This window comes from Moritella sp. JT01 (assembly GCF_001574435.1).
In the GTDB taxonomy this organism is placed as follows: Bacteria; Pseudomonadota; Gammaproteobacteria; order Enterobacterales; family Moritellaceae; genus Moritella.
The window spans coordinates 57,734-79,951 of sequence record NZ_LOCN01000018.1; the positions used below are offsets into that span (position 1 = coordinate 57,734).

Genomic DNA, 22,218 nt, shown 5'->3' on the forward strand with positions numbered 1-22,218 from the left:
TCCCTGCTGAATTTTTAAACGGTTAGCACTATAACATAACTAGTGCCGCCCACTTTATTAAAATACAGGTTAAAAAATAAACTGGTAAAGGGAACCAGCCCCAACAGCCATGCCTAAAACCACAAATAAAAACGCGGCGATCATCTGGTTTTTAAAGATAGATTTAAGTAAAATCACTTCCGTTAAACTCGCACCAGCACTACCAATGATTAACGCCATTACCGCACCTAGACCCATGCCTTTGGCTGCTAATGCCGCACTTAATGGAATAACCGCTTCTGCTCGAATATACAGTGGAATGCCAATCACAGCCGCAATGGGGATCGCAAACGGGTTATCTTCACTGGCCAGACTCGCCACAAGTTCTGTTGGCATGAAGCCATAAATCATGGATCCCAGCGCAATACCACCGATTAAATAAGGCAACACTTTGTGAAAGTCAGCCCAGGTGCTGAGCCAGATTTTCATCCACTTGCTTACCGGTGCTTGTTTACCGCCACAGGTAGATGCACAGCCTTGCGACTTTGCTACAAGTACAGGCTCAATATACGCTTGTGGTTTGACGTATTTTTCAAAGCCCAATTTCTCCAAAGTATAACCAGCAATAACCGATACACCCATTGCGATAGTAAAGTAAAACACAGTCACTTTAATACCAAAGGTGACTGCAAACAGGCCGATAATAACGGGGTTTAATAGCGGACTGGCGAATAAGAACACCAACATAGTACCGAACCCTGCTTTAGCGCGTAACAAACCTTTCAAAAAAGGAATTGTTGAACATGAGCAGAACGGCGTGATCGCCCCTAACAAACCAGCAACGATATAACCCTTACCGTGCTTACCACTCAAGATACTTTGGATCTTGGCTGGCGGAATATACTCTTGCAACACACCGACTAGATAACTAATCAATAAAAAAAGTACCGTTAACTCTACGGCTAAGAAACCAAACATACCTAAGGTATCCATCACCATTGCTTGTGTAATGTTAAACATAATTTAAATCTCTATATTTCTAGAATATTGGAAATATAAGCTTCAAAATAAATTATGTCAAGGATGTTTCTATAAATATGGAAATATAAAATGTGTGAGCATCAACTTATTGCAGAATGATACAGTCTTAGTTGACGCTTTATTCTTTCGCTTAAAGCATTAATTCGAATCGGTTTAGTAATGTAATCATCAGCCCCTAAAGCAAATGAATTTATTTCAGAAAAAAATAATACAACATTTCTCGTAACTGCGAGTCATCATCTACGATAACAATGTCTAACATATACTTCCGATTTCTTTTATTATGCATAAATAACGAATTAAAAAACGGCCTCAATCAAGACCGTTTATGTTAAAAACATTAATAACTGACGATTAATACTCTATATTATTCATTTTTATAGGCTCTAGATTCCACGCATGCCCACACCAGTTAGAACGACTATTGTTATTATCGATCTTCGCTTCAAATAATTTCGTCCCAGTATTATTGATAACTTGAATGATATTTTCAGTATTACCTGTTGCCGTTGCATAATTAATTACATAATTAGTACCTGACTGTATAACGCTAGAACAAATGCTCGAGTAAACCCCATCATCGTAGCTCGAGATTACCTCAGTTTCCATCATATCTTCTTTAGCAAGACTGTATGTCTGAACTAGACTAGTACCATTCACTGCCGCTCTTGTATCCGGATTTGTAGAGTTATTAAAGAGCAAAAGATCACCATTTGAATCAAGTGACAAACTATGCTGTCCGATTGGGTACTCACCATTTTTAGAAGATAAATTGTAGCTATCCAATTTATACTGACTATTTGCCCAAGTTCGAGTTGCGTCGCCCAAGACCCAAATGATGTCACCTGTTTGATAATCAAACTTCATCACAAAGCTATTTCGAAGTGAGACAATCACAGAGTCATCAGAAGCACTATATATAGCGGAATTCATATGTGACCAGTCAGAATTAGCAAAAAATCCGGTATCATCTCCTCCCTCTTTTTCAATATGCGTTTTAATAATATCGCGCATATTCCAAGAGTTTAAAACCGTCGCATCATCTTTAACATCAGCAAGCAATGTACCTTTCTCTTGTCCAAGACTAGTGTCTTTTATACCATGAAGTTCAACAAGGTAGCTGTCCGTTTTACCTGCATTGATATTATGATGGAAAACTAAATCAGAGTAGCCAGGAAGCGTTAATTTATCTTCTTTTCGAGTACCATCTAGTTGAATAGTTTGAAGGTTATTACATTGTTTCCCACTTTCACAGCTGTAAAAACTACGGTTTTCAACATCAACGCCATCACCCAGCAATATCTTTCCTTTAGTAAAGGTACTTGCAGTGGCATTATTTTTGTTACTTAAATCTGAATAATCAAGCATCCACCTTACTTCACCATCCAGATCCATGATAACTGGCGAACTTAAAGATTTTAGGTAAAAATAATCATCTGCATAAGTCGTATTAGAGTCAGCTTTTTGTGTCACACGAATACTTTCAAAGGTTGAATTGAAATCATCAATTGTCGTTGTTGTGTCATTAGGCGCTATAAATCTTGGCGTTGATATACTGATTGATTTAGGTATAGACTTGGGTACACCGGCATCATCATAATGAATAGTTATGTCCACTTGATTGGTATAATCTGCGTATAAGGCAAAAATAGGCAGTCTCAAAACACCATTATCTATCGTTAACGACGTTATATCGTACGAAGCCTTAACTGCACTACTTATTGCATTTACTTTCGGGGTGATCTCAAATTCGACTTTACTTATGTTATCAATAATATCATCTAATCCATTACCACTTATATCTACTGAAGAAATAAATGTAGAGTCATTATTATCATTTTCAACAATTGTAAAGCTGTTTGAATTTGCGTAAGAATTAGCGCTTAATGCACCGATTGCAAGAGAGATTGAAGTTACGAGAAATTTACGTAAGTTTTTTTTTGCTTCCATTTTAAATAAACACCTATAGTTATATTCGTACACAAATATGAATGAACACATATATTATATACTTATAAAAACACCCATTTATATATGCGTTTATTATACTTTTATTATTTATTTATTTATTTATTTATTTATTTACTTGGATAACATTCATAAATATATACGTATTCCGAACATTAAATAATTAAAGTTAATTTAAATGGATAACAATAACTGACTAATTCTGCTTTGATGTTTTATTATTATACATCTTATTATCTATATCACGTAATAGGTCCTGAAGTGATGTCGTTTTCGAACGCTTTAATGAAATGCCAGCAGACACTGATATATCAAGTTTCTCCCCCGTTTCTTTAATATTAAAACTGAATCGCTGTAAATGCTTGAATGACTCTGATACTTCAGGCTCGATTTTATTAAGGGTAAGTACAAACTCGTCCCCGCCAATACGATATGCTTTTCCAGGCCAATTACGTTGAATATGTTGAGCAAGCGCTACGAGCACCAGATCACCTACATGATGACCGTAATTATCATTAATACTTTTGAAATTATTAATATCCATATAGACAAAAACACACTCACTTTTAACCCCAGATTTGAATCTACGAGTCAGTGCTCGTCGGTTGCCTAGTTTAGACAACAAATCTGTAGTCGCTTGAATATATAGATAATAGGTGAATAAAAGTAATAATATAACAACGCAAGCAAAAGATAATTGAGTCAATCGTATGTATTTTTTCTCAGCTAACAAAGCAGACTTCCAATCAGGTTGCAGCCCATGAAAGTTGACTACGTTCTTCACATTGACGAGAGGAAGCGCTTCGGAAAACAGCATCGCATAATCTTTCCCCAACGCTGTACGTTGGAAGGCCATAGACACACCCGTGTAGATTTCGGTAGATATAGATTTAGCCTGAGATACAGGCAGTATTCTACGCTCTGTTGTCATTAATTTATTGAAATTACCTTCACCTATTGGGATGTAATCTACATCTCCATTAAGTAAAGCTTCAATCATCTTATCTTGGCTTGAAAATCTATATAAAGGTTTTTTAGGTAATAGCTGTGTAATAACATCTTCGAAGTAATCAGCCTCTACAACACCTATCCGCTCACCAACTAATTCAGATACTTTATGATATTGATTTTTTTTGTAACCTGCACGACTGATCAATAGTAAATGAGGCTTGTAATAGGGTTCACTAAAATAGAATTTATCTTTACGAGAATCAGTGATGACCATCGCCCCTAGCATATCAATTGATTTTTTATCTAAGTCGTTATAAATATCTAGCCAAGATTCATCAACGCCATTCACTAATTGGCACTTAAACCCGAGTATAAAACAAACTCTCTTAACAAGAGAAAAACTCAATCCATTGATTGGGGCGCTGCCATCTTGTTGTAAATCTTCAACTTTAAATTGGATGACATGATTGATATTCACACTACTACTCGCGAGCTTTTGTCGCAGCGACTTTAGTCTAACATCGTACTCATTTTTATTAATAATATTCGCGACCTGATGCTGTAACTCATTTTCACTGAGCAGACGGTTAATCTCATCAAGTAGAACGGCATTTTTTCCATGTTTAGTCGCAATCGAAACGGGGGTGATATCAAACACACTTGACACTCTCTCTGCTTTAAAACCTTTATTAAGTGCAACCTCAAGCCTCCCAGAATTGCCAATAACGGCGTCTACATCGTCATGTTGAAGGTAATCAAATGCAGTATCAATATCATGATAAGTATCAAAAGACTTGTTATAAAACTGTAATTTTAGAAAATCATGATATGTAGACCCACTAGGTGTTAAAAATTTATTGACCGTTGATTTATTAAATTTATTTTTTGTGAAAATGTACGATAAATCGGTATGCACAGGGGCTGTAAAATCCAGAAAAGATGATCTTTCAGATGTATATGTGATATCAGCAGTAAAATCCAAATACTCTGTATTCAACAAATACAATATATCATCGTAGTTTTCATAATAATGAAAATTAAAGTTGATCAATAATTCATCTGCTATTTTTTTAAAAGTAAACTCACTGATCTTGTCACTTCTAATTATACCGACATTATAGGTTTCATTTTTAGCAAAGGCATAATCAATATTGAGTAACAAAATTAAATATAAAATAGCAAAAAGATTCATAGTATACGCCATCACAATTGCGCATTATTAATAAAGGTTATGTTTTCAATTGGCTTTGGCTTAGAAAAAAAGAACCCTTGAACAAAATGAATATTCTCTTTTTCCATCAATTCAACTTCACTTTGTTTTTCAACACCTTCGACGACTATCTTAGCCCCTAGCACTCTTACAATCTGACATGTTAACGAGAACAGTTCCGCACCTATTTTATTATAAGTATTCATTGTTAGCGTGCGATCAATCTTAACGATATCAAATTTGTATGTAGACAAATAACCTAATGAGGAATAACCAGAACCAAAATCGTCTAACGCAATTTGAACCCCTAAAGCTCTAAATTTTTCAATTGTTTTAGCTGTATTAAACTCATCTTTAATCAATACATCTTCGGTTATTTCTAATATTATACTAGAGAAAGGGATAGCTACTTTTTCAATTTCTTCTTTTACGGCATGAAAAAAATCTGTTCGAATAAATGTCACAGGAGATACATTAATTGAAACTGTAATACCAAATTCTTTAATGATCGCGGCGGTTTCAGTCAATGCCCGATGCAATACCCAAAAGTCTAGTACTGAAGCCAATCCTACTTTATTAAAATCATCTATAAATATTGGTGGTGTTATTTTACCCTGACGATCTCTATGCCGAATCAAGGCTTCGATAGACACAATATTTTTAGTGATCAAATCATATTGTGGTTGATAAAATAATACAAAGTCCCCACTACGCTGTAGTTTATTGATGCGATTCTGAGCAAGAATATTCTGATTCATTGCTGGTAGCATGCCACCTATCGATTTACTTTCGTCCAATTTGTCATAATTAAAATAGTTATCCGAAATAGACTTGGAAAACACAACATTTACCATTTTGATACCATCCATTCGACGAAAAAATGGGTAGTAGATAAAGATACCGAAAATGACAATTACCGCTTGTAATACAACGGCGTTCACATCTCCATCTGTCGATAAATAGCCACTGTATAATGTCGGTGTCATCCAACTAATTGGAATAGTAACAGGAGCGACTAAGCCTAATGTCGTCACTAAATAGGCAAGGGACAGAGACAATATGGGAACCATAATAAAGGGAATGATTAAAATTGGGTTAAACATGACAGGCAAGCCATATATCACTAATTCATTAATATTAAAAAAACTAAATATTAATGACACTGCACCAAGTCGACGATAGCCTTTATTTTTTGTTAATAACATACAGATAACTAAACTCAACGAATTCCCAGCACCACCTATCGATGCATACGTTGTTAAAAAAAGGCTATTCATAATATGCTCAGAATGGCATTTAATATCAGCAATCGCTATCGAATGGCTGCAATCAAGGCCTGCAGCAGAACCAGAAAGTACAGCATGGCCATTCATTCCGATGAACCAAAGCAGATTCCGACTTGTTTCCAATATCAGGGCATTAAATAGAGGGTCAATATCATAATGGATAAACCCAGTCACTGTTTCAGTCATCACTAAACAAGACAAGTAGAATGCAGGAAGCCCTATAGCGACAATAACTAATAAGGTGATGCCGACAAGGTTTATCGACTGATCTATCACTGAGGGCAGTTCAGAGCGCATAAGCCATTGTTTAGTCTGAATATAGAAGATAAACTTAGACACTAATATTGGAATTAATACGGCGATAAAAAACGGGATATTCATATTAAGCAGTGCAGTGCTGTCTATCACTTTACACGTATTACATATAATTAAAACGATCACTAAAGATGAAGTAATAACCAAAACTCGCGATACGCCTTCTTTTTTAGACAGAAATAAAGAAAAATAAGTTAATAACAATATCGGATATAACGAGCGTGTACTTTCTGAAACAAGTTCCATAAACAAGCTTAACCGAAGAAATTCAAACACCGCAAAAAAAGATGATAAAACGTCACATAACGCTGAAATAACGGGAATGGGTAACAACATAATAAAGGTATTACAAAGACCACGTAAATAAAGATTATCAGATAAACGGTCTAACAATTTCATCATTATATTATTCAAAAATACACACATCTGTTTAATTTTTTATCAGGCTGATAAATTCATCAGGCGTGATAGGTTTTGAATACTTCCAGCCTTGCACTTTATGAACTCCAAGTTCAATAACAAGCGACTCATCCTCCTCATTCTCTATCCCTTCAAACACAATCTCATCACAGAAATTTTTCACTTCTTTAATTAGATTTTTAACCGCCCCCTTGAACTTGTCATTGTTATGCATTGCATTGAACAAACTTCGATCTAATTTAATACAGTCAAACCTGAACTCACTAAGGAGTATCATCGATGAGTTACCAGTAGTGAAATCATCTAATGAAATTTTCACACCAAAATCATGTCTTATTTCTGTAATAAAACGAATCACCGCATTTTTATGCTCTGATGCTATTGATTCAATAATTTCTAACTCTAAATTTTTGATCATGTCATTTTCAGTCAATATCGCTCTGACTTTTTTCTTAAACATTTCACAAGCTATACTTTCAGAGCTCACATTAACCGAAAAAACAACATCAAACATATTATTTATCTTAATGAAATCTACCGTTTTTTCTAAGATCAAATAATCTAACTCTGGTATTCTCCCGCATTTTTCTAAATAATTTACAAATACCGCGGGAGAGTAATGCTGTCCATTTACATAGAGGCGAGCGAGGGCTTCAGCACCGTATATAGCACCTAATTTCAAATCGAATTTAGGCTGAAAGTTGACACTAAAACTTTTGTATTTTAACGCTTGAGTAATAACCTCTTTAATTACATTTTTATTGATGTAATCTTGTACTTCTTTTGAATCTTCGTAAGAGTAAAATAAAGCGCTATCATTAAGAGAGTTAGCATACATAGCTTCAGTACTTGCTATCAGGTCTAATTTAAGATCACTAGACCTATTTTTCACACCACAATTAAATACAACTCTTTTATCGTCTGAACGCTGCTTTAGCTGTATCAACTTGTCTTCTATTTTTTTTATGCACCCATATTTTGAAAAAATAACAAAATGGTCACCATAGAGCCTAAATATCTTAGCTTTCGATGGGAAACTAGCTTTTAGCATATGTGAAAAAACTCTAATGATGTTATTCGCATTTTCGACACCATCAGATTTTTTTATATTCTCTAAATTTGATATATTGATGTAAATGATGTTTTTATATTTTTTATTTCGATGATATTTTTTCATTACATTTGAATTTAATAATTTTGTTAACGGGTCAACCGTCACTTTTTTATAAAAATAGTAAATATAAATAACAAATAGTATCGATAACACCATATAAGAGTAAAAATCTCTTAATCTCAGTTCCTTTTTGCCATCAATAACAGATTGTAAAATAAGGTTTCTAGCATGTTTATTTATCGCAACATATCCAGTGGTATTAGATATCTCTATCAATGAATTGAGGATTGACAATAAAGCATTACTTTCAGGGTGATTTTTAGGGACTAAAAAGACAACAGACTTCAAACTCAGCGGTTCTTCAGTGAAATTTAAGTTGGGGTTTTGTGCCAATAATAGCTTTCCATCTAAACTTGTCGAAATAAATGCATCAATACCACCTTGCATAAAGTATTCGACCATTTCTTCTTGATGTAAAAACTCTATATATTTTTTTGACGAAGAGCGTAGATCTCTTGGCATCTCTTTCATTATACCGATTCGTTTTACGTCATTAATCTTAGTGTTTTTGAACAGTACAATCCGAACTAAACCTAAACTTTTAGTTGGTAGATTACCGTCCAATTTTTCTTTGTCATATAAAGCCATTGTTACGTCATCGCTATATAATTCAAAGCAACTATTATCATGACAATCTCGGTCGATAAGATTAATCCCATAGATTTCGGCGGCAAGATTCTTATACTTATTAAATATCAATAGATTGTTATATTTATCGGCATAGAAGGGAAATAAGTGAAAATCCATTAATACATTAATATAGTTACCATTCTGTAATTTTTTATTCGACAATGACAGATACTGATTATTCAAACCCGTAATCTCTTTCTCCAATTGAGTTTTATCTATGTTTTCAATGATGCCATTTATCACGGGTAATAATATTTTGCTTTTACTTTTAATCACGGCAACATGGCTGCCTTTCATTTCCGATATGGGCATTTTAAAACCATGGTAGTTTGTAATATGGGAGCTACCCGACACAAATAATGGTTCTTTGTTTAAATCCGAAACAGATTCTACTAATTTTATATTATTGTTAAATCCAATTGATTCTAAGAAGCGCTTAGTAAGATCAACCCAAGCAGAACCCTTAAGTGTCGCTATTGATTGGCCCGATTCTAGGTTATTCATTAGCGGATTACTGCTCACGATGTAAGGAATTTCATCACTGATCTTTATTGAATAGTCTAGATATTGATTTCGATCTTTCGTCTTAGCAAGATCAAAAATCAAATCTACTTTCCCACTCTTAGCCAATGCAAGCAATTCAGCTAGGGGCTTTTGAATAATAAGGGTCTCAACGCCTAAGCAATTTTTGAGTGGTTTTTCTATAATTTCATAAGCAAAATCGCCATTCGCAATTTTTCTTGTGTATAGGCTATCGCTGACAACACCGATTTTGATTACTTCATTCTGATAAGGAAGCATACCTGTTACAGTATTATTGATACTACAAGCGGCATAAGAGGGGGTTATAAAGATAAGAAATAATAGTGGGCACAAGTAATGTAGCTTGAATATAAAATAAATCGACTTCATCATAAGGGGTTCACACTCTATTACTCTTAACTTACTAGACCAAGTTTATAAGTATATCGAGATTAACCCTTTTTGACTTTAAGCAACTTTAAACCAATGTAAACAAATGTAAACACCGTCGAGGCAGTCGAAACGAGCGGCACCTAATAAACACCATATTCTGAATGCTCACAGCCCTTATTAAGCGTCTTATAACCGTAATTAGAACGCTGTTAATTCAATATCTACACGCCTATTTCTCTCTCGCCCGCCTGGAGTATCATTATTAAATTCAGGATTATTTTCACCTTTTGAATCTAGCAATATCCCCTGAGAATTAACGCTATTTTCTATCAGGTATGTCTTCACACTTTCAGAACGCTTTATACCGAGCTCGTAGTTATAGATTTCCCTCCCGATAGAATCGGTATGGCCGATCAATTGTAAACCGCTATTTGAGTCTTTCAGACTACTCGCCAGTAGCTGTAAAATGTGTCGACTCTCGCCTGTTAATTTATCGTCATCAAAAGAAAAGTTAACGCGAGCAAAAATATCACTACTATCGCCATCTAATTTCAAGCTACTGTTTTTATATAAATATTCAGCACACTCTTCTTTTAAACCTGTCTCACTAAAATTAGCTTTCATTAAATTCAGCACATAGTCAGTCTTGCTACTGGCTTTAACCAACATCATTTGACCTTGTTTTTCGTAAACACGCTTTGCCTCACCCATGTGAGTATCTAATTGATACTCTAGCTGTTCATGAGAACAGTAAGAGATAAATTCGCTTTGTTTCATTGCCTTTGCATAGGCACTTGTACAAGCAGATAATATTAATAACGACAACACTATTTTAGATTTCATATATTCCCATTCATTTACAGTTACTTTAGATGACCGATTTCTTCAGATATTAGCTCTAAGATCCTATCTAATATTTCTTGTTCATTTTCGGCCTTATAAACATTATCAACGCCGACACACCTAGCTAGCTCTACATTATTTTCTAGATCATAACCAAAACCAATAACAGCCAACTTAGCCGCATAGTTTTCGCCATTCTCATTTTGATCTTCTGAAAGCCTCTGCTTGATTATTTGGCAATAATGCCTATCATTTAATTCCCTATGTTGAACGTCCTTAATTTGACCTTGATCTGCACCACTATCTTGTCCATCTGAAAGCACAATGAGTAATCGTCTTGGGTTTTTACCCGTTTTTAACATCTGAGCGCCACGAATAACCCCTTCATAAGAAGCAGTGCCATGATTGGCTCTGAACCGATTGAACTGGCTAATAAATTGTTTATAATTATTGGTTAATGGGATATCAAAAAAATATGATTTATCACCGGGAGGCTTCTCCGTATATTTCCCTTTACGCCAAAGGTTCCTTATAGTCCAATCCGCATAATAATTAAAATTAGCCACTCTATTTCTTGATTTCTCCGCGGTGTACCAGTTAAACGGGACAACCCCCACTGTATTATTCCCGTCCGTTATCGCATCAAACTTTTCAATTTCCTTTACAATATTTCCCATGACGTTTTTAAGCGCATCAATCTTTATTCTGCCGTTCCAATGCCTGTTCATAGACTCTGAAAAATCGGCAACGAACACAACATCAACGGTTTTATTCACATACTTTCGCGCTTTTGCTGCATGCCCAACAGTAAACGTATCACCAAAACCGACAATAGATTCATTACCAGGAAACCATGTATTGAGTCTCGTTTTAGCCTCGATACGGTATTCGTTAAAACGGTTCTCTCCTCTTGTTAACCCTTCACGGCATTCGGGTATATCATTACATGCTAATTTACTAATTTTTAGGTCTTGGAGTAATATTGAGTCCTGATTATAGAAGTAGTTTGAAATAACGCTTTTCGCGATATCCCTATTTACTTGTGAGCCGCTACCTGCAATATCAGGATTTACATCACTGTTGTCAGCATTTCTTGCTGCGATTGTTAAAATAGCAACTTCCGCCGCATCCCCTAATCTGGCTTTACTCTGTAAAGCACGTACCCCATCGGTCGCCAAGGCGAAAATGCCAAACAAAACAGGGACTATCATGGTAAATAGCAGTGCTGCGTGCCCTTGTTGACGCTTATAACTTGTTTGCATGGTTATCTGCCTATGATTATTGCGCTAGATGATACGGTATTAAACTCTTCACCAATTAACGCCCCAAACCAGTTTTCTGTTTTATAAATCAGGGTAACGCGGTATATGGTTGCTCTGCGTCCCCAACTGGTTTTCACAGCCAAGTTTTCCAGAGTCTTCATGTCGCTACTCGGAGTGATTTTTTGAGTTCCTCTTGGGAATGGAAAAACAATCGGCTCATCCTTACTGTCAAATTGCAACGCTTCTATATGCATCCCCCATCGCAGATCATCAAAATTTTGAGACGTTCTACGCATGCTTTGTGTTGCAATCGTGTTTAGAGTAGTGGTTTCAGCCTCTGATAGTCTGTAATTGTCGTTGTTGAACTGGGTACGCTCTTTAAGAATATTAGCCACAGAATAACTTAATCGATCAAGCTTTCCTTTCAACGATAATTTAACAATGACATCGGCACTAAATACAATAAGAAGAGAAAATATCACGCCAACAACGGCAAATTCGACGGTGAAATTACCTTGTTGTTTATCGTTTAAATTCACTTCGCTCATACTCCTGTATCACAATTGACTCTCGCACTAAGAGTTGATCATCACTTAAAAAATAGTTGAACATTGGGTTATACTTATATTCCACTCTGTATATCGCAATGGCACTATTATCCTCGTTACCACATTCTTTAAATTCATCCTCACCTGGCTGGCAAACTGACGTGATATCCTCAAGATCTGCCAAGCGGGCTATGTAATGAACAGACACTTTAAAGTTACTCGGATCTAGAAATTGCGACCAGAGGGTGTTATTACTTCTTATGCTTTGCTTAAACTGATTCATATAGCTGCCTTCATCTTTCTTCACCGCCCGTGAAGATTCCGCCAAAGCTAAGTCGGTTAATCCAGATACATAAGACACGTAGCTCATTTCAACCCAGACACAAACCAATAGCCAAAATGGAAACAGCCCGAGAACAAATTCGATGGTCGCGACCCCATGCTGCTTTCTTAATATTTTATTCATATACTGGTCCCACTATATCGGCTTCAATTCAATTAATTCTTTTACTATTTCGTCTATTTCACGTTGCGAATAACTTGCAGCTAATATACTTCTAACAGCATTTACATCATCAATCTGAGAGAAAGCGATTATCAAGTTAGCCTTTATTTTAATGTCACTTGGATATTTAGTATAAAGTGGCATTAAACGTGTGATTGAAGCCTGTGGATGTCCTTCCAGCAAATCTAAAACAGCTAAGTTGTTTTGAATAATAATATCGTCGTGAAAATGTGTTCTCGCACGATTAAAATAGTGTCTTGATTGCTCGTAGTTATTATTTTCGGCGTAAATCAGCCCCATTAAATTTTCAATATCTGAATTCACATCATTTTTCGCTATTATTTTTTCACATGTGATTAGCGCATTATCAAACTCTTCATTTTTATATAATGCTTTCGCCTTTATTTCTAATATAGCAATAGAGACCTTGTCTCGTTGCAACAATGGCGCTAACGTGAACAGACTTGATTCATAGTCATTAATCGATAAATAAGCATTCGCCAACTTGGTTCTAATATTATCGTTTTCTTTCGTCTTTAATTCGGCCTTATATAGCGCAATCATTTTGTGATAATTTTGAGTTTGTTCATAAAAATCAAGTGAATTAGAAATCGAATCATTGTTATTAGCAGCACAACCCGAAACGAGCAATATCAATATAAAATATCTATACACTTTGCATTAACCTCATAATACCCGGGGCCGCGATTAAGATAATAATCGGAACCATAATAAATATAATCAATGGGATTGACATTTTTGCAGCCAACTTACCAATTTTCTCTTCCATGCCTAACATTTGTAGTTCACGTATATCTTTCGCCAGCGTTGTTAAAATACTGTAGATAGATGAGCCGTATCTAAGACTCTGCTTAAGGGTGACCACAAAGCTGCGCATTTCATTACTTGGTACTAATTCATATAACTCATCCAATGCTTTTTCCAAGCTAACAATCTTTGAACGTTCATTAGTCTTATTTAAGAAATAGCTTATATCAACATCGAACGCAGCCATCTCTTTAGATAAATAACTCATAGAAGACTCAATCGTCATACCGGTTTGTATACAAACAGCCATTAAGTCTAATAAATAAGGCAATTTATTTGCGATTTTACTGCGTAGCTGTTTCGTCCTTGCATCGAGATATACATCGGGAATGACTACACATATCAGTACCCATACAGCAATAAATACCACATGTTGAGTGGCCTCTATCGATTGGGTTGGTAATAAAAAATAATACGTGCACAATCCGATAATAAGTAACGCATACTTGATCTTAAGATAATGTTCAGCCCAAGACACATGATAAAAACCTGCAGCCTCAAATGCATTTTTAGTCGTTTTTTTACGATCATTAAGTGCCTTCTTAATCTGAGCTTCAGCCTTCCTAATATAAGGCACCTCGGTGTCATTTGACTGAGTAATATTAAGCTTCGACAGCTTGAGCTTGCGCTTCCACAGCACCAGCGTGTAAAAACCAAGTAACCCCACACCAGAAGTAATTAGCATCAATAATAAAAACAACTCATTTTGACTACTGAGCATTACTTCACCCCTTTCATTAATGACCAAATGATGGTCATACCGATGAGTTCGCTCACCAATACGTAATAAAGAATCGGTTTACCTGAGTCGCTAAACATCACAAATTCAAAGTTTTCAGGGCTTAAATATTGCAGGATAAACAGGAATATAAATGGTATAGCACCCACAATTTTAGCTGAGGCTCTTGCTTCTGAGGTCATCGCATATTTCTTTTTTTCGATCGCATTCGAATCAAAGATCAAACGATTAAGTCGCGTTATAATTTCTTTAAGTTGACCACCACGCTGCATATTTGCGCGCAACGTGATAACAAAAAATTGAAAGGTTGGATATGGGTAACGTATGCATGATTTTTTAAAGACCTTATCAGGCATTTCACCCAATTGAAGTCGCTCTCCCATTAATTTAAACTCTCGACCGACATCATTGTCTAGCGACTGCCCAACAAAAATAATCGCGTGCATGATACTTTCACCTGCGCTCACGGCACTCGCAAGCATATTAAGTGCATCGGGGAAATCGGCCTCAAAATTTTTCTTAGCCCTATTTGCAAGCCACAAATAACCAACCAAAGCAGAGACAATTAACACCGGAAGTGAAACAAAAAACCAATGAGTCCGGAAAAATGTAATGTTTACAACGTGTGATAACACAATGATGCTAATCATAAATAGAGAAACTTTAAAGCTCGCCCTTTGCCCAAGATAGCGTTGTAGGTTTTTCCATATTCTTACCGACTTTTCTTTCCAAGTCAGTGCCGTAAGCGAGCTAAAATTCAGCGCTTGCTGATTTTCGTCCATCGAACCGACAAGCACCGAACGATTTAAATGCTCAAGATACTTTTTTTTATATGTTCGATTTGGCTTCAATGCGACAAGCAATAACACCCCACCCAAGCAAAGGCATAAACTTGTTATCATGCCGGTTCTCCGACCCGGAATGCGGCTAATAATTTATCTTCTAAACCAAAAAAACGCGCCTTTTCCATCAACACAGATCGCTGCATCAAACCTGCTGTAATGAAGTTGCCCTTGATCTTCCCATTCTGTCCCTGAGAAATTTGAGGTTGAAAACGAAATATTTCTTCGAGCACAACATTACTGCCTTCTAAACCGACAACTTCAGTAATACTCATGACTTTTCGACTGCCATCATGTAAACGGCTAATTTGAATGACTAAATCTACCGCGCTGACAATCGTTCTTCTAATGGCTTCCAGCGGTAAATTGTTGGTCGCCATCATGACCATCGCTTCTACACGAGCAAGCGCGTCTCTTGGTGTATTTGCGTGCAATGTCGACATTGAACCGTCATGTCCCGTGTTCATCGCTTGCAACATCTCAAATGCCTCTGCGCCACGGCACTCACCAACAATGATCCGATCGGGTCTCATACGTAATGAATTGATCACAAGATCCCGCTGTGTAATCGCCCCATTTCCTTCAATACCCGCAGTCCTCGTTTCAAGTCGTACCACATGAGGCTGCTGAAGCTTAAGCTCTGCGGCATCTTCAATCGTCACAATGCGCTCATTTTCAGAAATAAATTGAGAAAGCGCATTCAACATAGTCGTTTTACCTGAACCTGTACCACCAGAGATCAAGATATTCAAACGACAGTGTGCTGCGATCATCAGTAATTGCGCCATTTCTGGAGACATAGCACCAAATTCAGCAAGTTTTTCTAAACCGATATTACTTTTTTTAAACTTACGTATCGATATACATGTACCATCTAAAGCCACGGGTGGGATCACGATATTCACACGACTGCCATCGGCTAAACGCGCGTCGCAAGTCGGCTGTGATGCATCAACACGCCTTCCAACCCTGTTCGCAATACGTTTTGCGATTTGAAGTAGTTGTTCCTCGTCTATAAATGATGCAGCAGAACGCTCGACTAAACCGTTACGCTCAATAAATACATGACTCGGACCATTAATCATAATGTCGCTGATACTTTCGTCATCCATGAGAGATTGCAAAGGACCTAAGCCATGAATTTCATCAATTAAACTTTTGACAAATTCAGCTCTTACCACCGTTGTAAGCGGTAATCCTTGGCGATCAGCCAATAAATCAATAGCACCAGACAACTGTCTTGCGAGTTGTTCCTGAGTAAGACTATTCACCGCTTCCGCTTCAAGCGCTTCAAAAATTTGTAGCCTCAAATTAGCATAAACAGACATTTCCATTAGGCTCTACCTTTAAGTAATCGTTTAATTGAAAAGCGTTTGGTCGGGATCATCTGCTGGCCAAGAATCAACCCCGTCAGTTTATGTAGATTGCTAGACAATGCCGTCTTAAGTTGATAAATATGCTTACCTTCAATAATGTCCTTACCTGCACTTTTGTCAAAATCACACACAATATCAATCTTTTGTCCTAAACACTTTTCAACTTCAGATCTCGTGATAGTGGCCGACATTTCAGGCCTGGTGTAATTCATCACTAAGATACATCTAAGCGGTGAGCCAATTTTGTCCAGTTCAGCGATAAGGCGACAAGCCTCTCTTACACTCGACACACTTGGTTCAATAATTAGCACGAAAATGTCACACTCCTGAGAGACGTACAGTAGATCCTGCTTACTATTCACCGAGCGAGAAAGATCTTCTAAGATAAAATTGTTTTGTCTCGCTAATTCAGTTGCAAAAATACGCACATATTCTTTAAGCTCTAGCTCATTGAGTTCTGAGGATTTAATTGATAGAACCGACAGCATATCGTTCACTTTCTTCGTCATGCTCGTGGCATAGCTAAAATCCATGCTCGTTGTTAACCCACCTTTCTGAACAGAACGCTTTTCAAAGTCAGGGATCCCCAAAAAAATATCAATATCGCCACCCGTAAAATTATGATCAACAATCACACACGAGCTATTTTTTAAGTCACTTAAAATTAAGCCAACTTCACTCGTTAACAGTGTCGTCCCTAAGCCGCCTTTTGAGCCCCAAAATGCCACTTTTTTAGCAATTCTGTTTTTCCCAAGTCCAGCTTGTTTTTTACGATTTTCATAAACATGTTTTACAAAATCGACGAGTTCCTCTTTCGTAATCGGCCAAAATAAATAATAAAAGCCCATCTGCTTTAAATTTCGGATTGTCGATATAGCATCCTCACTGCCAATCACAATAACAGAGGCATGATTGGGGAGTAGGTGTGAAATTCTTTCCATATCTTTAGCGACATTTTGGCTTCGATTAAGATCAACAAGCACAACTTCTATTGAAGATTCTCTGACATGACGACGAATATTTTCATCGGTATTCTCGATACTCGCTGGCGTAGTGATGCCTTCAAAACGAAATGCTTCTTCTACTAACTCTTTACATTCGAGTGTTTGGTTAAATAATACGGCAGAAAAAGTGTCTTCACGTCTTACTGTTTCAGCATTTTTTGATTTGAGTAAATCTACAATATCAAGCATCATAAAGCCTTTAATGGACGAGTATCCATTCCAGATTGATTCAACACATTTTCGGGACGGTTCATTGATTTCCAACGAATGGCGTCGACGGAACAACCCAAACTATGATGAAAGAAATCACCCGATTGAGCGGGTCGACAAATGGGTACAGTCACTTGATGCCGCGTTACCCTAATGACATAATCAAAACGCTGCTGAAGAGGATGCTTAACACGTTCTATGCTTATCATAGAAGCTTCAACACCTTGTTCATGCAATTTAGATTCAACATTTTTTGCAAATTTGTACGCTGCATTATTAGCAACGTACATTTCGATCGTGCCAAATAAGATGTTATCTTTCTGGTCAGTAAGAAACGCATTAAGTCTATTTTTTGCTTCGACACGTTTGCTTTTATTCAAGTTTAAGGACAATGCGTAGTGTATTGGGACGATATCGACATTAATACCACTCGTGACGTCGGCGCGGTCAGCACAGGCCGTCAGAAACAACATGCTGGTAATCATCATTGCTTTAAGATGCTTCATAGCTTAAACCCTCCATTTGACAGCAACTGTTTAGTCCATTTAGCGCTCTCTACTGAAAACGCCTGTTCAACAGCAAAAAAGCGGCTTAGGGTTGTTGTTCTATGCATCGTGGGAAGTTGAATTTGATCAGCGCTAATCGGTTTTACAAGATTAACGGTCGCAACAATAACAAGCTCCGTTTTATTACGTTCAGTCTCTGTCTTTCTAAACAACGCACCTAACAGTGGAATTTCTGATATAAAAGGGACTTTTTTTAATACTTCTTTATCTTCTGTGCTGAGTAGGCCACCGAGTAGAAAACTCTGGCCATCGCCCAATTCAACAGTGGTTTTGGCTCTGCGGGTTTTAAGTGCAGGTAAACCGTATATATTATCTGCAAATTGGGTATCTAGATTACTCACTTCAGGTTCAAGAGAGAGTCTGATCTTATTGTCTTGTAATACTTCCGCAGTGACGGTGAGCTTGATGCCATATTCTTTATACGTCACTCTCGTGCCACCATCTTCGTGGAAGATCACTGGCAACTCACCGCCGACCAGAAACTCTGCCGACTCGCCTGAAATCACAGACAAATTAGGTTCTGCCAATATTTGCCCCAATGAGTCATTCCCTGTCGCCGAAAGCCATGAAAAAATATCGGAACTAGACCCGGCCGTTAAATTTTTCACAAACTGGCCAGCCGTGAAATTTTGATTTAATATTGAGCCATATTCGACACCGATATGTTCAAGAAAAGTATGTGATACTTCTGCTATCGATAATTTAACGTTTACTTGTTTGGTTATCGCTAATTCAAGTTCATTCAATACACCCGCATAAATTTCATTCTTATTTTTATTCTGTATATCGTATACCGGTATATTTTGACTATTCGGATAGACTGATTTTGATATAAGATTCAAAATCTTATCGATCACGTCCTGAGAAGATACAATACCTCGTACCAAGACTTGCGTGTCTATATTCGTCAATGTCACTTTTTGCGTAGGGAATAAAAGTCTAATTTTATTTCGAATACTGGCAAGATTACGGGCAACCACTATTTTGTAATTAAGGATGGTTTTTCCATCTTCATCAAAAATAACAAGATGTGTTTGGCTACGTTTTTTGGCATAAATAATGGCTTTGTGCTTATCGATAACTTGATAATCGGCCACACTTGGGTCGCTAATAAATATGGTGCCGATTTCACGCTTGGTTGTTACTGTATGTGCATCGCCATTATCGATATAAATCCATTTCGCCGCATAAGTAACATGAGAAAGCGTACTTAAACATAATGCGATGATAATTCTCAATAGAACGTTCATATTTAGTCTTATATTCCTCATTTATTTTATTACCACATCATTAGCACGCATTTCAGTCACCGATTTAAAATCCGGTAATACATCGCCAGCATCCGCCTTTAAATCACCAGCGGTATAATCACCAATTGATTTGTGTACTTCTATTTCAGCAATGCGCTTGGCAACGGTTAACTTAGCAACTTGCTTTCTTGTCAATTCCAATACGATGTCAACATTGACAGGCATCGTTTCTAACGCGCGAGTACCGGTAAGCACTTGTTCTACAACTTTAAGGATTTTTATGTGCAAAAGTACCGGGTTAACCCCGATCATTCGCGCCGTTCTTGCAGCGGCGGCCCCGACTTCGATAGTCATCCGAGACTGCGGTAATGTTAGCGCGACTACATCGACATACATGCCATTGCTAATAGCACCACCAACGACTGCTTCTGCTGGCACACGTAATACATAAGGGACACGATCTGGGGCTAATACTAGGTCGATATACCCTTGGTCCTGTGGAGACACCAACATGTCAGAAAATAGCAAGGTGCTTTGGGGGAGTTTCTGACCATAAACAGCGCCAGATGTGAAGTTGATTGTCATCTCGGTATCAACCCCATTTTGATTCGCTTCAGCTTCCGGTAAATATCGGATTTCAATATCGCTACGCTTTACTATTCCACCGCTATCTACATCGTTTTTTAACCACCAAGTCTTTAGCTTTTTGACATATGTCTCTTGTGCCTGTGCTTCGATAATAGGAACAATGGTTTCGGAGCGACTTAAGCTACCTGCAATACCATACAAGCCGATGATAATTAGCCCAACAGCAAGGCTTAAAATGAGTTTAGACTTCACACAAAATTCCTAGATTGATGCAGCGATACCAAATAATGATCCTATACAAATAGCGAAACCATAGGGCACACCGCGTGTATAGGGTTCTCTCTTGAACCAAGAGAAAAGAATGAGTATTGCGGCTTGTAAACCACCAACAAAAATAATAAGCATAATGGTCAAGAGTAAATAATTCGGGGCGATTGCAATTGAAAAAGCAAACAGTAGTTTTGCATCTCCGCCACCAATCATACTGAATCGATTGAGCATGAACCCACAGATTAAAACCAGACATGAATTAATGATGCTAAGGTAATCGCAATTATTAATAAAAATAAGCAAGCACAATACAAATATGCACACGCAATTAAAATTAGATATATGCCTGTTTTTAACATCTGAGATGCAGATAAAAACGGACAATGTGGCTAAAAATAGCCACAAATAAGATGCCATTAACTCTTACGATACATCATTTGCTTTACCGATATTCGCTGTAATAGTAGTCATCGCGCCTTTCAATGCGTCTTTAAGACTGCCATTGAAAACAGCTAATACGATAGCAGATACAGCAACACCAATAATTGCGTATTCGATAGCGGTAACACCACGTTGATCTTTTTTAAATTCGTGAAGAGCAATAGCTGATTTTACATATAATTTAGTGATCATGGTTTTCGACCTTATTGTGAATGAAATTGATACAGAGAATCTAAAATTGATCTCTTCGATTAAGTTGATTCTATTTAACCAAATATCAAAAAAAATACACACTAAGGAAAACCAAGGGAGTTTAAACTGTTAACAAGCAACGCAGCTTACACTTCCTTAAAGACTGGCGGTTACCGGTTACTTACACTTTAGAAGGTATCCACGATTAAAACGCTAGGAGAAATAATGAAACGAGTTTGTTCAATACTAAAATCGATGTTCATCGCATTACTGCTGTCTCAGAATACGATTGCTTATGCAGAAGCGATTGAGGGTAAGCATTACGATAAAATTAAAGATGATTTTTATGAAGAAAGCCTTGGCGTTGAAAAATTCTTCTCCTTAACTTGCGGGCCTTGCTGGAAGGTAAGTACGATGTTGCCAAGTATCAGTAAGCAAAGCCAACAAACAATACATAAAACACACGTCGTATTTGATAAGGTAACTCGGGCAGCTGCAACACTTTATTACTCGGCAGAAATTCAGTTCGAAAAATTAAATCCTAAAGCGAAGTCTAAGTTTACCAATGAACTTTTTATGCTTGTTCAAAAATCGAGAAAAATTGAAGACGTCAGTGTGACCGGTCTGTTTCGTCGCTATCAACTCACACCAATTAGTCAACTCACAAAAGAACAGCAAGCTCAAGTTAATACACAGCTGGCTCGTTCAGAAAAACTGACTGCACAAGCTGAAATCATGCAAATTCCAAGCATCATTATAAACGGTAAGTATCAAGTAAATATGCGCCCACATAAGTCTATTGCTGAGTTATCAGAAACAATTAAATATCTGGCTGAATTGAAGTATTCGATGAGTTAAAAATAGA

General features: G+C 37.0%; 20 protein-coding genes. 1 reads left to right on the forward strand and 19 read right to left on the reverse strand.

Annotated elements, in window-relative coordinates; genetic code table 11:
• Window positions 1–69: 69 nt before the first annotated feature.
• The 19 genes from AKG98_RS14050 to AKG98_RS14140 all read right to left on the reverse strand — a co-directional run bounded on the left by AKG98_RS14050 (window position 70) and on the right by AKG98_RS14140 (window position 21,353).
• The gene (locus AKG98_RS14050; protein ID WP_067046900.1) at window positions 70–999 is read right to left on the reverse strand and encodes a permease; all 930 of its coding nucleotides are present in this window, start codon (window positions 997–999) and stop codon (window positions 70–72) included.
• Between the two features lie 375 nt (window positions 1,000–1,374).
• Window positions 1,375–2,970 carry an aryl-sulfate sulfotransferase gene (locus tag AKG98_RS14055; protein ID WP_067046903.1) on the reverse strand — a complete coding sequence of 532 codons (1,596 nt, stop codon included), beginning with the start codon at window positions 2,968–2,970 and terminating at the stop codon, window positions 1,375–1,377.
• 214 nt (window positions 2,971–3,184) lie between these two features.
• Window positions 3,185–5,131: a GGDEF domain-containing protein gene (locus AKG98_RS14060; protein ID WP_067046905.1), complete on the reverse strand. Its 1,947-nt coding sequence runs from the start codon at window positions 5,129–5,131 to the stop codon at window positions 3,185–3,187.
• 11 nt (window positions 5,132–5,142) lie between these two features.
• Complete coding sequence (locus tag AKG98_RS14065; RefSeq protein WP_228140304.1) at window positions 5,143–7,152, reverse strand: EAL domain-containing protein; 2,010 nt, start codon at window positions 7,150–7,152, stop codon at window positions 5,143–5,145.
• A 28-nt stretch (window positions 7,153–7,180) separates the two neighbouring features.
• The gene (locus tag AKG98_RS14070) at window positions 7,181–9,889 is read right to left on the reverse strand and encodes an EAL domain-containing protein (protein ID WP_228140305.1); all 2,709 of its coding nucleotides are present in this window, start codon (window positions 9,887–9,889) and stop codon (window positions 7,181–7,183) included.
• A gap of 198 nt (window positions 9,890–10,087) precedes the next feature.
• Window positions 10,088–10,732: an OmpA family protein gene (locus AKG98_RS14075; protein WP_067046911.1), complete on the reverse strand. Its 645-nt coding sequence runs from the start codon at window positions 10,730–10,732 to the stop codon at window positions 10,088–10,090.
• 20 nt (window positions 10,733–10,752) lie between these two features.
• Complete coding sequence (locus AKG98_RS14080) at window positions 10,753–11,994, reverse strand: TadE/TadG family type IV pilus assembly protein (RefSeq protein ID WP_067046914.1); 1,242 nt, start codon at window positions 11,992–11,994, stop codon at window positions 10,753–10,755.
• A 2-nt stretch (window positions 11,995–11,996) separates the two neighbouring features.
• Window positions 11,997–12,542, reverse strand: coding sequence for a tight adherence pilus pseudopilin TadF (gene tadF, locus AKG98_RS14085; RefSeq protein ID WP_228140306.1), 546 nt, complete (start codon window positions 12,540–12,542; stop codon window positions 11,997–11,999).
• On the reverse strand, window positions 12,517–13,008 hold the full coding sequence (locus AKG98_RS14090) for a TadE/TadG family type IV pilus assembly protein (protein WP_067046920.1): 492 nt from the start codon (window positions 13,006–13,008) through the stop codon (window positions 12,517–12,519). The genes tadF and AKG98_RS14090 overlap by 26 nt, the downstream gene beginning before the upstream one ends.
• A 12-nt stretch (window positions 13,009–13,020) precedes the next feature.
• On the reverse strand, window positions 13,021–13,722 hold the full coding sequence (locus AKG98_RS14095) for a lipopolysaccharide assembly protein LapB (protein ID WP_067046922.1): 702 nt from the start codon (window positions 13,720–13,722) through the stop codon (window positions 13,021–13,023).
• A complete protein-coding gene (locus tag AKG98_RS14100; RefSeq protein ID WP_067046926.1) occupies window positions 13,715–14,596 on the reverse strand; it encodes a type II secretion system F family protein in 882 nt (293 codons plus the stop codon). The genes AKG98_RS14095 and AKG98_RS14100 overlap by 8 nt, the downstream gene beginning before the upstream one ends.
• Window positions 14,596–15,516 (reverse strand): type II secretion system F family protein, encoded by a 921-nt coding sequence (locus AKG98_RS14105; RefSeq protein ID WP_067046929.1) that lies wholly within the window; start codon window positions 15,514–15,516, stop codon window positions 14,596–14,598. The genes AKG98_RS14100 and AKG98_RS14105 overlap by 1 nt, the downstream gene beginning before the upstream one ends.
• Window positions 15,513–16,790: a CpaF family protein gene (locus tag AKG98_RS14110; RefSeq protein WP_067046933.1), complete on the reverse strand. Its 1,278-nt coding sequence runs from the start codon at window positions 16,788–16,790 to the stop codon at window positions 15,513–15,515. The genes AKG98_RS14105 and AKG98_RS14110 overlap by 4 nt, the downstream gene beginning before the upstream one ends.
• Window positions 16,790–18,028 carry a chromosome partitioning protein ParA gene (locus AKG98_RS14115; protein WP_228140307.1) on the reverse strand — a complete coding sequence of 413 codons (1,239 nt, stop codon included), beginning with the start codon at window positions 18,026–18,028 and terminating at the stop codon, window positions 16,790–16,792. Before AKG98_RS14115 ends, AKG98_RS14110 begins: the two co-directional genes overlap by 1 nt.
• Complete coding sequence (locus AKG98_RS14120; protein ID WP_228140308.1) at window positions 18,025–18,519, reverse strand: hypothetical protein; 495 nt, start codon at window positions 18,517–18,519, stop codon at window positions 18,025–18,027. The genes AKG98_RS14115 and AKG98_RS14120 overlap by 4 nt, the downstream gene beginning before the upstream one ends.
• Before the next feature lie 29 nt (window positions 18,520–18,548).
• Window positions 18,549–19,862, reverse strand: a complete 1,314-nt coding sequence (locus AKG98_RS14125; protein ID WP_157534135.1) for a type II and III secretion system protein family protein — start codon at window positions 19,860–19,862, stop codon at window positions 18,549–18,551.
• A 21-nt stretch (window positions 19,863–19,883) separates the two neighbouring features.
• Window positions 19,884–20,702, reverse strand: coding sequence for an RcpC/CpaB family pilus assembly protein (locus AKG98_RS14130; protein WP_067046943.1), 819 nt, complete (start codon window positions 20,700–20,702; stop codon window positions 19,884–19,886).
• A 9-nt stretch (window positions 20,703–20,711) separates the two neighbouring features.
• A complete protein-coding gene (locus tag AKG98_RS21930; RefSeq protein WP_157534136.1) occupies window positions 20,712–21,137 on the reverse strand; it encodes a prepilin peptidase in 426 nt (141 codons plus the stop codon).
• Between the two features lie 6 nt (window positions 21,138–21,143).
• The gene (locus tag AKG98_RS14140) at window positions 21,144–21,353 is read right to left on the reverse strand and encodes a Flp family type IVb pilin (protein ID WP_067046948.1); all 210 of its coding nucleotides are present in this window, start codon (window positions 21,351–21,353) and stop codon (window positions 21,144–21,146) included.
• A gap of 225 nt (window positions 21,354–21,578) precedes the next feature.
• On the opposite strand from AKG98_RS14140, the gene AKG98_RS14145 reads away from it, so the two are divergent.
• Window positions 21,579–22,211 carry a hypothetical protein gene (locus tag AKG98_RS14145; protein ID WP_228140309.1) on the forward strand — a complete coding sequence of 211 codons (633 nt, stop codon included), beginning with the start codon at window positions 21,579–21,581 and terminating at the stop codon, window positions 22,209–22,211.
• Window positions 22,212–22,218 lie beyond the last annotated feature (7 nt).